Source organism: Rothia sp. HMSC072B03 (genome assembly GCF_001809565.1).
In the GTDB taxonomy this organism is placed as follows: Bacteria; Actinomycetota; Actinomycetes; order Actinomycetales; family Micrococcaceae; genus Rothia; species Rothia mucilaginosa_A.
Window position 1 is genome coordinate 90,455 of the sequence record NZ_KV797966.1, and the last position, 12,636, is coordinate 103,090.

Annotated in this window: 11 protein-coding genes; 5 read left to right on the forward strand and 6 right to left on the reverse strand. The window is 60.4% G+C overall.

What is annotated here, in order from left to right; translation table 11 throughout:
* Nucleotides 1–151 precede the first annotated feature (151 nt).
* Entirely contained in the window at nt 152–736 is a 585-nt protein-coding gene (locus HMPREF2630_RS01790) for an NAD(P)H-dependent oxidoreductase (RefSeq protein ID WP_005504206.1), read from the forward strand.
* Nucleotides 737–1,002: 266 nt separating this feature from the next.
* On the opposite strand, the gene HMPREF2630_RS01795 is transcribed toward HMPREF2630_RS01790, so the two are convergent.
* A complete protein-coding gene (locus HMPREF2630_RS01795; RefSeq protein ID WP_049344577.1) occupies nt 1,003–2,439 on the reverse strand; it encodes a glyceraldehyde-3-phosphate dehydrogenase in 1,437 nt (478 codons plus the stop codon).
* A 286-nt stretch (nt 2,440–2,725) separates the two neighbouring features.
* On the opposite strand from HMPREF2630_RS01795, the gene HMPREF2630_RS01800 reads away from it, so the two are divergent.
* The 3 genes from HMPREF2630_RS01800 to HMPREF2630_RS01810 all read left to right on the forward strand — a co-directional run bounded on the left by HMPREF2630_RS01800 (nt 2,726) and on the right by HMPREF2630_RS01810 (nt 5,226).
* Nucleotides 2,726–3,661, forward strand: a complete 936-nt coding sequence (locus tag HMPREF2630_RS01800) for a carbohydrate kinase family protein (RefSeq protein WP_049344578.1) — start codon at nt 2,726–2,728, stop codon at nt 3,659–3,661.
* Nucleotides 3,662–3,774: 113 nt separating this feature from the next.
* Nucleotides 3,775–4,320, forward strand: coding sequence for a YbhB/YbcL family Raf kinase inhibitor-like protein (locus HMPREF2630_RS01805; protein WP_049344581.1), 546 nt, complete (start codon nt 3,775–3,777; stop codon nt 4,318–4,320).
* Nucleotides 4,321–4,413: 93 nt separating this feature from the next.
* Nucleotides 4,414–5,226 (forward strand): HAD-IIB family hydrolase, encoded by an 813-nt coding sequence (locus HMPREF2630_RS01810; protein WP_049344584.1) that lies wholly within the window; start codon nt 4,414–4,416, stop codon nt 5,224–5,226.
* A 318-nt stretch (nt 5,227–5,544) separates the two neighbouring features.
* Here HMPREF2630_RS01810 and HMPREF2630_RS01815 read toward each other — a convergent pair whose 3' ends face one another.
* The 5 genes from HMPREF2630_RS01815 to HMPREF2630_RS01835 all read right to left on the reverse strand — a co-directional run bounded on the left by HMPREF2630_RS01815 (nt 5,545) and on the right by HMPREF2630_RS01835 (nt 11,992).
* Nucleotides 5,545–6,879: a uracil-xanthine permease family protein gene (locus HMPREF2630_RS01815; protein WP_049344586.1), complete on the reverse strand. Its 1,335-nt coding sequence runs from the start codon at nt 6,877–6,879 to the stop codon at nt 5,545–5,547.
* A 235-nt stretch (nt 6,880–7,114) separates the two neighbouring features.
* Nucleotides 7,115–8,200 carry an acyl-CoA dehydrogenase family protein gene (locus HMPREF2630_RS01820; protein WP_049344589.1) on the reverse strand — a complete coding sequence of 362 codons (1,086 nt, stop codon included), beginning with the start codon at nt 8,198–8,200 and terminating at the stop codon, nt 7,115–7,117.
* Between the two features lie 29 nt (nt 8,201–8,229).
* Nucleotides 8,230–8,754, reverse strand: a complete 525-nt coding sequence (locus HMPREF2630_RS01825) for a DUF4242 domain-containing protein (RefSeq protein ID WP_049344591.1) — start codon at nt 8,752–8,754, stop codon at nt 8,230–8,232.
* A 245-nt stretch (nt 8,755–8,999) separates the two neighbouring features.
* Entirely contained in the window at nt 9,000–10,190 is a 1,191-nt protein-coding gene (locus HMPREF2630_RS01830) for a Fic family protein (protein ID WP_070483139.1), read from the reverse strand.
* A gap of 341 nt (nt 10,191–10,531) precedes the next feature.
* Nucleotides 10,532–11,992: a peptide MFS transporter gene (locus tag HMPREF2630_RS01835; RefSeq protein ID WP_070483140.1), complete on the reverse strand. Its 1,461-nt coding sequence runs from the start codon at nt 11,990–11,992 to the stop codon at nt 10,532–10,534.
* Nucleotides 11,993–12,301: 309 nt separating this feature from the next.
* Here HMPREF2630_RS01835 and HMPREF2630_RS01840 point away from each other — a divergent pair, with 309 nt between their 5' ends.
* Nucleotides 12,302–12,634, forward strand: coding sequence for a rhodanese-like domain-containing protein (locus HMPREF2630_RS01840; protein ID WP_070483142.1), 333 nt, complete (start codon nt 12,302–12,304; stop codon nt 12,632–12,634).
* Nucleotides 12,635–12,636 lie beyond the last annotated feature (2 nt).

Here is a 12,636-nt window from a genome sequence, read left to right on the forward strand (position 1 = left end):
ATCAGGGTGTGGTGTACCGCCGTAAGGCGTAATTTACCGTAAGCGGTAATTTTAAGGGCTGATTCACAGCGTAGTAGCCCTGTACTATGAAACAAGCGGCTGGAATATAGCCAACCGTTCTCGCGGTGTTGAGTTTAAGGAGTGAACTACAGTGAATATTCTTTTGATTGACGGCGGTAAAGCATTCGCCCACTCGGCGGGTCGTCTGAACCACACCCTGCATCAAGTAGCCCGTGATACGTTATCGGCGCTCGGTCATCATGTGCGAGAAACTGTGATTGACGACGGGTACGATATTCACCAGGAAGTAGAAAAATTCCAGTGGATGGATGCGGTCATCTGGCAGATGCCCGGTTGGTGGATGCACGAGCCGTGGACCGTGAAAAAATATATGGACGAGGTGTTTACCGCCGGTGCGGGTACCCTGTACGCTAATGATGGTCGCCACAGGGTCAGCCCCACTGAAGGATACGGCACGGGCGGTCTTCTTCAGGGGCGGCGTCATATGCTGTCGCTGACGTGGAACGCGCCTCGCGAAGCTTTTACCCGGGAGGGCGACTTCTTTGAGGGACTCGGGGTAGATGCCCTCTATATGCACTTTCATAAGGCCCATGAGTTCATGGGGACTACCCAGTTGCCCACCTTTATTTGCTATGACGTGATTAAAAATCCGCAGGTCGAACAGTATCTCGCTGACTATACTGCCCACCTCAACGAGGTCTTCGGTCAGGCGTAAGGGTTTTAAGCCTGCATGCCTTCATAAGCATGTCTGAGGTGGATGCGGAAAACCGCCCGGTGCCCTCGAGCTTCACGCTGCGGGTGCATCAGGGTGTGGTGTACCGCCGTAAGGCGTAATTCACCGCTCGCGTAGCTCTTCTGAGCTTCTGTGCGACACCCCTTATTTGCGCATATAACCTCATAAACAAACCCACCGGCAATATAACCAAATGGCTATATGTACCGGTGGGTTTGTTATATGCGTGCTAGATGAGCTGGGGTAGCTTACTTAGCGGGGTAGGAGGGCACTTCGTAGCCGCCCATACGCTCCAGAACGCGAATCACCTGGCAGGAGTAACCGAACTCGTTGTCGTACCAGACGTAGACAATTGCGGAGTCATCGGTCACCACGGTAGCCAGCGAGTCCACAACACCTGCGGTGCGGGAACCCACGAAGTCGGTGGAAACAGCCTCAGGGGAATCCGAGTAGCCCACCTGGCGGCGCAGCTCGCCGTCGATGGACTCGCGGCGGAACAGCTCGTTCAGCTCCTCAGCGGAACCTGCGGGCTTGGTCAGCTTCACGTTCAGGATTGCCATGGAGACGTCCGGGGTGGGAACGCGGATAGCGTTACCGGTCAGCTTGCCTTCCAGCTGCGGCAGAGCCTTCGACACGGCCTTAGCTGCACCGGTCTCGGTGATGACCATGTTCAGCACAGCGGAGCGACCGCGGCGGTCACCCTTGTGGAAGTTGTCAATCAGGTTCTGATCGTTGGTGAACGCGTGAACGGTCTCAACGTGGCCGCGCTCAACACCGTAGGCGTCATCCAGAACCTTCAGCGCCGGAGTAATCGCGTTGGTGGTGCAGGAAGCGGCGGAGAGAATCTTGTCCTCATCGGTGATGACGTCGTCGTTCACGCCGAACACGATGTTCTTCATGTCGCCCTTGCCGGGAGCGGTCAGCAGAACACGAGAGATACCGGGGCGGTTCAGGTGCTGCTCCAGGCCCGGAACATCGCGCCAACGGCCGGTGTTGTCCACCAGCAGGGCGTCCTTAATGCCGTACTCGGTGTAGTCGACAGTGTTCGGGTCCGAGGAGTAAATGAAGCGAACCGGAACACCGTTAGCGATGATGGTGCTGTTCTCCTCATCCACCTCAATAACGCCCTTGAAGGGGCCGTGAACCGAGTCGCGCTCCAGCAGGGAGGCGCGCTTAACCAGGTCCTTATCACCGTTCTTACGCACCACCACGGCGCGCAGGTTCAGGCCGGAACCCAGCGGCGAGGAGGAACGCTCCAGCAGGATGCGGGCCAGCAGGCGGCCAATACGACCGAAGCCGTACAGCACAACGTCCTGCTCCTTCGGCTGGTCACCCTGGTGGTTCACGGAGGAACCCAGCTGCTCGGGCAGCCACATGGACAGCTCGGGGGAGCCAGCCTCGCGGTGTGCCTTGTGCAGGGCAGCGATGTTAATCGAGCAAGCGCCCAGGTTCAGCTCAGTCAGAGCACGAACAAGCTCGAGGGAGTGCGCGGGGTTCAGGGGCGCACCATCAATGTGGGATACGAAATCGTGCAGCTTCAGCAGCTCAATGACGGACTTGTTGACCAGGCTGCGGCCGTGAATGCTCAGCACCACGCCGTTCTCGCGGTGCAGCTTACCGATGAGGGGGATCAGCTCCTCTGCGGTAGCCTCACGGTCAACCCAGGTAGCGGTTGCAGTCGTCACGTATGACCTTCTTCCTAACTTCGTTGTCGGAGGGTAGGCGCGACGATGCTGTCGCGTCAATACCGGGCCGGGCGTAAGACCCGGCGTCGGTTTAAGTCTAACCCGTACAAACCCTTCTAGAGCCTCAAAATCAGCGATATTGAGGCTAAAAGTCAGAAGAGACCGAAGGCAGTTTGTGAACCCACACGGCAAGCCAACAGAACCCGTCAGAAGGGAAAGCAAAACCACTTGAAATCCCCACAAAAACGCACTCTCCGGAACGGGCTGGCCGAGTAGAATTGAAACCATGTTGACTGTAATCGGTGAAGCACTCGTAGACGTCGTCCACCAGCACGACGGAGAAACCCACGCATACCCCGGCGGATCCCCCATGAACGTCGCCGTTGGCGCATGCCGCCTCGGCCACCCCACCAACTTTGTCGGCCACTACGGCCCGGACGCCTACGGTGAAAGCATCAACGCGCACCTGAACGCCTCCTCGGTGCAGCTGCCCTTCGAACCCACCGCGGAGCGAACCTCCGTCGCCCAGGCCACCATTGGCGCCGACGGTGCGGCGGAATACGAATTCGATATCGAGTGGGCCCTGGACGCTATCGCCGAGGAGCTGGCTGAACTGGCCCGCACCTCCGACGCGGTGCACACCGGTTCTATCGCCGCCATGCTTGAGCCCGGCGCACACGTTGTCGCGGCCGCCTTCGAGGCCGCCCGCGACAGCGCCCTGCTCAGCTACGACCCGAACTGCCGCCCCACCCTCATCCACGATGTGGAGCAGGCACGACAGTGGGCCGAAAAGTTCGTCTCCCTCTCCAGCGTCGTCAAGGCTTCCGACGAGGACCTGCAGTGGCTCTACCCCGAGCGTTCCCTCGCAGACACCGCCCGCGCCTGGCTGGACCTCGGCGCCGAGCTGATGGTGATCACCCGCGGCGCAGACGGCCCCATCGCCTACAGCAAGACGTACCCTGAGGGCATCAGCCAGCCTGCACACCGCGTGGAGGTTGCGGACACCGTCGGTGCCGGCGACTCCCTCATGGCGGCCCTCATCGCGGGCCTGCTGGACCGCGGTATTGCCGGCCCCGAGGCCCGTGCCAAGGTTGCCGCACTGGCCGCAGAAGACATCGCCGACCTGCTACGTTTCTCCGCAACCGCAGCCGGCATCACCGTCTCCCGTGCAGGCGCCAACCCGCCCACCCGCGAGGAACTCGTCGCCGTTCTAAACGGCTAAAAAATGACGCACAGCCGGCGGATAGCTCACCCTATCCGCCGGCATCGTCATATACACGGCCCCTACCCCGTGAAAAATTAATCCAACCACCGCGAGAAAACACAAGGAGAACCATGAGCTCCATTGGCTCCGCGCCCCTGCCCCGTGAACCCTACGCAGGTCTGCCCGAACTGCCCGAATTCACCCTGACCTCCACCGACATTCAAGACGGCGGCACCGCCCCCGAGTGGATGCGCTCCGCCCTCTTCGGCGTGGCAGGCGGTCAGGATCGCTCCCCGCAGCTGTCCTGGAGTGGATTCCCCGAAGGCACCAAGTCCTTCGTGCTCACCTGCTTTGACCCGGATGCGCCGACCCCCTCGGGCTTCTGGCACTGGACCGTCTCTAATATTCCCGCCGAGGTGACCAGCATTGACACCGGCGCGGATGCACCTGCCGGCGCCCTGACGCACCGTAACGACGCCGGTGTGGCGGGCTTCCTGGGGGCTGCCCCTCCGGCTGGTCACGGCCCGCACCGCTACATTTTCTGCGTCACCGCCGTGGACGTGGAGAAGCTCGACATTGACGAGAGTGCAACTCCCGCCGTCGTGAACTTTAACCTGCTCGGCCACGGTCTGGGTCGTGCGTTCCTGACCGTCACCTACGCGGAACCGGCGGCATAGCGGCACGCCGGCACAGTCTCACCAGACCCGCGCCCTGACCAGTACCGTACACTGACCAGCACCGATACACCCCACCACTGAAGGCATATCTGCATGATTAAACTCATCGCCAGCGACCTGGACGGCACCCTCATCGGGCACGACTTCCGGTTCCGTCCGCGGACCCTGCGCGCCCTTGAGGCTGCCCGCGCCGCCGGGATCGATATCGTCTTCGTTACCGGCCGCCCGAGCCGCTGGCTCACGCCCCTGCGCGAGCAGACCGACTTCGACTCCTACGCCATCTGCTCCAACGGCGCCGTGGTGTACCACCTGGGCGCAAACGAGGTGGAAGAAGTCAACGGTGCTGATCCCACGGTGATTGCCCGCGCCCACGAGCTGCTAGAGCCCATGTTCCCTGACGCCACCTACACCCTCGAAACCGTGGACACCGTCTACATTCAGGGCCCGCACGAGGGCGGTGAGGTGCTCGAGGGCGCCCGCGTGGTGGAGGCGAAAATCGCCGAGGCGCTCGAACGTATTGGTTCAACCCCGGTCATTAAGTACCTGATTCGCGTGCCCGGCATGGACCCGGATATTCTGCAGGCGCGCGTGCATCAGGCGGTGGGTTCGCTGGTGTCGGTGACCCGCGGCGTGGTCGGTGAGCCGCTCATCGAGATGGGCTCTAAGACCGTGAATAAGGGACGGATTTTGGAGAAGTTCGCGGCACGCCACGGCATTGAGGCGCACGAGGTGATGGCGTTCGGTGACATGCCGAATGACGCGGAGATGCTTTGCTGGGCGGGGGAGGGCTTCGCCATGGCGTCGGGTCAGCCGGCGCTCATTGCGAAGGTGGGGCGCACCTGCCCGGCCTTCCATGAGGACGGTGTGGCGCAGACGATTGAGGCGATGCTCGCCGAACGGTCCTAGCCGCCTAGCACTAGCTATCCAGCACGAGCCATCCGGTGCTAGCTATCCAGCGCTAGCGGCTGGGTGAGCCTCCGCAGACATAACTTAGACATAAACTTTTATGTCTACACATAAAAAATTTGAGTCTAGACATAAAAATTTATGTCTAGACTCAAATTTTTGTGTCTGATTTATATCTGATTTGTGTCTAAACAGGGTGGCAGTTGTATGTAACGTCCAGAAGACGCAAAAGCGGCCCGGATGGAAACCAATCCATCCGGGCCGCTTTTCTACAGCCTACGCATCAGGAGAGAATCACTCCCACGGGCGGTCAGGTGCCTAGTGCACCTCGGTGCTCTTCTCTGCGTCGAAGGGCTCCAGCGGGTCGCCAGCGGCCTTCGTGTACTTCGCGATGAAGGTCATCAGGTGGAAGATAATCAGGGTTGCCGCGGTACCCAGTGCAATACCGGCGAAGGACAGCTCACCGAAGGTCCAGGTGTAGTCCGCGATACCCACAATCAGCGCCACAGCGGCGGTGGTCAGGTTGATCTGGTTCGAGAAGTTCACGCGGTTCTCGCTCCAAATACGTGCACCGAGCATACCGATCATGCCGTACAGCACGGTTGCGGCACCGCCCAGAACACCCGCCGGGACGGTTGCAATTGCCGCACCGAATGCGGGGAACATGGACAGTGCAATCGCGAAGATAGCCGCCACCCAGTACGCCGCGGTGGAGTACACCTTGGTCGCAGCCATCACGCCAATGTTCTCGGCGTAGGTGGTGGTACCCGAACCGCCGCCCATACCGGCGATGGTGGTTGCCAGGCCGTCCGCCATGAGGGCGCGGCCTGAATAGTCGTCCAGGTTCTTGCCGCTCATCAGAGCAACAGACTTCACGTGGCCGATGTTCTCAGCCACGAGCACCAGAATCACGGGGATGAACAGGCCTGCGAGCTCCCAGTGGAACTCGGGGGTCTGGAAGTGCGGCAGGCCAATGATGCCCTGAGTCTGCACAGCCTTGTCAATCTTGGAGAAGTCCACCTCGCCGCGAATCACAGCGGTGATGTAGCCGATGCCCACACCCAGCAGGATGGACAGGCGACCAATGATGCCCTTGAACAGCACAGAAATCAGGATGATGGAGCACAGGGTCACCAGCGCGGTCACCGGTGCCACCATGAAGTTGTCCTTAGCGCTCTTCGCCAGGTTGAAGCCAATCAGCGCCACAATCGAACCGGTCACGACCGGGGGCATGAGCTTGGTGAGCCAGCCGGTGCCGGCGAACTGAACGATCAGGCCGACCAGGAACAGCGCCACACCCGCCATGACGATACCGCCGAGGGCGCCCGCCGGGCCGTGCGAGTTCATGGCAGCCGCCAGGGGAGCGATGAACGCGAAGGAGGAACCCAGGTAGGAGGGGACGCGGCCGCGGGTAATCAGCAGGAAGAGGACGGTGCCGATACCCGAGAAGAACAGGGTGGTTGCCGGCGGGAAGCCGGTGATAATCGGCACGAGGAAGGTTGCGCCGAACATGGCGACCACGTGCTGCGCGCCGATACCGATGGTAATCGGCCAGGCGAGGCGCTCGTTCGGGGCGACGAAGGAACCGGGCTTAATGCTGCGGCCGTCGCCGTGAATCGACCAGTCGAAGCCGAAAAGCTTAGAGATGCTCAAAGGGAGCTCCTGAAGTGAATGTGGTGTATAAAATTCCACATTATTCTACGCGCCTATGGGTGTAGGTCACAGCTAAATGCCTATAAATATGAGCAGGGATACCCCTAAACCGCTTATATTCCCAATTCGCTATCTGATTGATGGGTGCTGGGTACATAAAAATACCGTCGCCCTCTATATGCAAGATATTGCATATAGAGGGCGACGGTATTGACGAAGACAGCGTCGCTAACGTTTAGAGAGCTTCCTGAAGAGCCTCGAGGTGATCGTACTTCGACAGCTCGTAGCGCAGGTGGCCCTCGGTCGGGGACTGCACCGGCAGGAAGGAAGCCTCACGCAGGCGGCGAGCGGTCGGAGACTCGGCCACGTAACCGGCGCCTCCAACAACCTGCAGCTCAAAGTGAGTAGCAATGGTCGCGAAGTGCGAAACCCCCAGGCGCAGGCTCAGCAGGTCACGGCGCTCGGCGCGCTCCGGTTCGGACGCCAGGCGAATCAGCTCCTCCCGCAGGCTCTCGTACTCGGAGAGGATTAGCGGGAACTCGGGGCGGAAGATGCCCTTCGACACGTCCAGGTGCTTAGCGGCCTCCTGCAGAGCACCTGCGGCCAGGCCCAGGCAGAAGGAAGACTGAACCAGCAAGAACGGTGCGGTGACATCGTGCAGGAACGCCTCGAGGTTATCGCTCAGGATATCCTCGCTCGGCACGAAAACGTCCTCGAACTTCAGGGTGCCCGACTCGGTGCTGTTGAGCGCCAGCAGGTTGCGGTGGTAGTAAATCTCCAGGCCCGGCACATCCTGGCGAATCGTCACGATGTAGCGGTCCGGGTGACCCTCGGGAGCGTTCTCCAAGGCCACCGGCAGAACAATTACGCCGCTCGGGTACAGGTTCGATGCCCAGGAGATAGAACCGTTGAGCTTCAGGCCGCCCTCAACGAGGGTGCCCTTCACCTTAATCGGCTCCAGACCCGACGCCTCCTTGTACGCCGCCGCCATCGCGGTGGTGCCGCTGACGGTCGCATTGGCCAGGCCCTCGGGCAGCTCGCGGCCCACGGCGTCGAAGAACGCGATGGTCGAACGGTGAGCCCAGAGCGAGAAGGCGGTGGTGGCGTCCTCGGTAGCCAGGTCGAATGCAACAGCGACCTGGGGAACCAGGGAGCCGCCGTCGCGACCCAGGGTAATCAGGCCGTCCTTGGCAATCTCACGGAGGGTCTCGAAAGGAGAACGCTCGCCGCGGTCAACGGCCTCCGCATTGGTGCGGGCGAGGGCGAGAACCTGCTCGCGCTGAGGGTAGTCGTACAGGGGTTCCAGGGTGAAGTCGGACATGTGGTTTCTCCTAAGCGGGGAGCGCGCGTCTATGCGTGCAGCTTGAACAGTCGGTCGATGGGAGTGCTGACGGCCTTGCGGGCGCGGACGACAGCCTCTTCGTCGGGTGCATCGTAGAAGCACAGGCACTTGGCGGTGTCTTCACGAACGTAGGTGCGCAGGAAGGAAACCTCGGGCACCTCGGCGTACTTGGGGGCGTTGGCCTTCTTACGGGTCAGGTACTGTTCCATGGTGATCTCTGCGGGGATGTCCCACTCGACCAGGTAGTCGGCGTCCTTCTTGAGCTTCTTGATGTCATCGAGCTCTGCGCCGACGAGGCGGACGGCATCGGGGCCTTCGATGGAGGCGCGCTCACCGATAGCTGCGGCGAGGTCGGGGCCGAATGCGGTGTTCTCGGCTTCGATGATGACGAAGACGATCTTGTGGTCTGCGGAGACCTGGGTTTCGATGAGCTCCGCGCCGTTGGTCAGGGAGGAGTTGACGGTCTCGATGAGGGCGGTTGCCTCTTCCTTGGACGGGTTAGCGGGGGTCAGTTCTACCAGGTACAGTGCCATGATGTTCTCCTTGGGAGGTTGCGTTGGGGTGGCCGGCCGCGTATTTTCCGGCCGTTCTGGAATCACCTTAGACCTGTAGTTGAGGGCTGTCTAATAGATGTCCGTTCGTGGCGTAATGAGTCCTTTTTGACCCTGTGTTTCGTCATGCGCGTTCACGCGGAGACATAAATCGTCACAGTTCCGCGCGCGGGAACCCGCCTGCGGCCGCAGAATTTTCGCGCGGGTTATCGAACCCGATGGTGCATCTATCCGCGTCGTCCTGCTCGTGCCGCAAAGTCATCGAGGGCGCGGTTGAGAGCGGGGACAGTCCACACTTTTTGCCCCTGAATTTTGACGCGTTCTTCACGCAGAATATGCAGCTCCACCATGCGGTTGAGAAGGCGATACACACTAGCTCGGGACCCCTGCGTGTGCTCCTCCATCATGTGCGCAGTGAAGGCGGGCTCAGTGCAGCACAGGTCAGTGAGGGAACGCAGGAGAGGGGTTTTACGCTGGGCAATGGACAGTACCTCATCGCGCAGGGTTTCAATGTCTTGCGCCAGGATTTCTGCGTTGGTGATTGCCTTCTGCGCGGCGTCGATGAAGAGCTCGATGATGGGCTCAGCATCGCCTGCACGGTAGTCGGTGAGCGCCTGAATGTACCCGTCGGTATCGTGCAACAGCCCGGAGGAGACGGGCAGAATCACGTGGCGAGTGACGCCGCGGGCGAGCAGGAGCGCAGAGATGAGGGCTCGTCCGGTTCTGCCGTTGCCGTCAGTGAAAGGGTGGATCGTTTCAAATTGGGCGTGCGCGATAGCCGCCTGCGCGAGGGGATCAATATCGCGGCGGTTCATGAAGGCTACAAGGTCTTCGAGGGCGGCAGGAACTCTCTCGTGATGCGGTGCTATATAGTCGGCGGTTACCGGCGAATCACCCTTAATCCACACCCACTGGGTGCGGAGTACACCGGAGTCCTGATGCAGACCGCGGGTCAGTTCGCGGTGCATCGCGAGGATATTATCGACGCTAATGTTTTCTGCGGTATTCAAGGCTGCACGCATGGCGTGAACATTGCGCGCCACCAGCTCGGCGTTAACTCCGACCTTCGACCCGCTTGCACCCAGGACAGCTAGTGAGAGCCTGCGTGCGCTAACGGTGAGGTTTTCAATCTGTGAGCTGGAGGCGGATTCGCCGCGCAGAAGAACCGCGGAGAAGGGGATTCCGCCGATGTGGTGGAGCCGCTCATCGAAGCGGGTCATTGCGGTGGCGTTCTCTTGGAGGCGCGCTCGCAGTGCGGGGCTGAGTTCGACGTTGCGTTCGGCAATGGAGGCGGGTACGGCGCTGGAGAAGGCGCCGGAGTTGCGACGCGTTGCGCGTCGGGAGGCGAGGGCGTCGCGGTGAACCCAGGGGGTTTGCGGCTCCCATTTGAGGGCGGGCCAGATGATGGTTGAGGGCATGGTTCCTCCTCCCTCCTCCTCTTCATCGGTGTCGTCTTGCTGGTCGTATGGGGGGTCTTAATAAGACAATACACTTCGATTTTCTTATTAAGGCGCTTAATAAGAAAATCCGTGCGGATTGTCTCATTGAGGAAAACGCCCGGAGTGCGCCTCCAAAGCCTCTTTACCCTTCCCCTCCTGAACCTGTCCTCAACATTTCGGCGCTCCGGTTACCGGCGCATACAGCAGTGCATACACATGGGCCCCGAACCCTTGGTAATTCAAGGATTCGGGGCCCTAGCCTATACACGCTTACGCCGCCTGAAACAGCGAGTCAGCAGTGCAGGCAAGTAACTTTGTGGTTACTTCACGCCGCGCATCATCTTCTGAACCGGCTTGTGCACCAGGAACAGCAGCACACCGGTCGCGATGGTGATAATACCCATCCAGGTGAAGTAGGGAATTTCGGTTTCCATGCTGTAGAACGGAGCCAGCCAACCGGACAGCACGGTACCCATTGCCACGGAGGTGAAGTACAGTGCCATCATGTTCACGCGGTGCGCCTTCGGTGCGAGCTTGGTCGCCAGCGAAATACCCACCGGCGAAATAATCAGCTCAGCGATGGTGCAGACGAACAGAATCAGCACGATCCAGCCGACGTTCACGCTCTGGACGCCCGCCTGAGCGAGGAAGATCCAGAACGCCAGGCCGATGATAATCAGCGCTGCGGAGAACTTCAGGGTGGTGACCGGCTGGCGGTCGCCCCACTTGGTCCACAGGGCGGAGAACATCATGCCGAAGACGATGATGAAAATCGGGTTGATGGAGTTGACCAGGTTCGGGCTCAGTTCCATGCCCAGGATGTTCCAGTTGAGGCGCTCATCCGAGTACACCGCCATGACGGTGAACTGCTGCTGGTACAGTGCCCAGAACACGGCGTTTGCAATCCACAGGGGGATGAACGCGGTGACGCGGGAACGCTCGTCGGAGGTGACGTCCTTGGCGGTCAGCATCTGTGCGAACAGGGCGATAGCGCCGATGAAGATGAAGCCCATGACCCAGTTCTTGAGGTTGTCTGCGGTTATCAGACCGGTTGCCAACAGGATGCCGAGAACGACGACGATACCGACCAGTGCCAGGAAGAAGTTACGCTTCTGAGCGCTGGTGAAGGGGGTGCCCACGTGGTGTACGGAGGCGGGCAGGTTCTTGCGGGTCAGCGAGTACTGGATCAGACCGGCAGCCATACCGATTGCGGCAAGACCGAAGCCGAGGTGGAAGCCGCCAGCCTGCCAGCCCCAACCGGTCAGGATCGGGCCGATCAGTGCACCGGTGTTAACGCCGATGTAGAAGATGGTGAAGCCTGCGTCGCGGCGTGAGTCGTTGTCGCTGTAGAGCGAACCGACCAGCACGGATGCGTTACTCTTCAGGCCGCCGGAGCCGATAGCGACCAGCAGCAGACCAATTACCACGCCGGGGATGCCGGGGATGAGGGAGAGGGAGATGTGACCCGCCATGATGCCGATAGCGGAGTAGAAGAGGGTACGCTCGGGGCCGAGGATGCGGTCACCGAGGATACCGCCGAGGATTGCCATGAGGTACACGACTGCACCGTACGCGCCGATAACGCCGGTGGCGAGGTCCTTGTCGAGGCCCAGGCCGCCCTTGTCGGCGGTGTAGTACAGGTAGTAGATCATGATGCCCTGCATGCCATAGAAGGAGAAGCGCTCCCACATTTCTACGGTGAACAGGTTCGCGAGCATGCTCGGGTGGCCGAAGAAGGTCTTGGTGTCCTTGGGTTCGGCACCTGTGATGGTGTTGGACATGGTGGTAATTCTTTTCTGTGCAAGCCCGGGTTCTGTGTGACCCGGACAATATGTGTATAAGTGTATACCCTTATGGGTGCATATGTATACATGGTGTGTGCCTGTATTTCAAAGATTGAACCATCAATCAGTGCATGAAAAACCATTTCGATTTTTTCGTATGCACTGCTTCTGAATCTCACAAACCCCCAAATACCGGGCTAGATGCGCCACGCACCCCCAAAGCGATAGAGTGGAATCACAACTATGCCCACCCGGCACCCCACCGTGCCGACCGGCTTGTTCTAGTTCAATTCAAAGGAGAACCCCATGACCGCTGTACCCCAGGTTGACCCCCGCGACGTTCCCGCAGGCGCAACCATCATCGACGTGCGTGAAGACTACGAGTGGGAGGGTGGCCACGCGACCGGCGCCAAGCACATCACCCTCGGCACCATTACTGAGCGTCTGGCTGAGCTGCCCGCACCCGGTGAGGACTTCTACGTCATCTGCCACGGTGGCGGCCGTTCGAACCGCGCGGCAACCTTCCTGCGTGAGCACGGCTACGCCGCACACAACATTGCAGGCGGCACCAGTGCGTGGTTTGCTGCCGGCCTGCCGATGACCAGCGAAAACGGCGAAGCACCCGCAGTCGTTCACTAAAC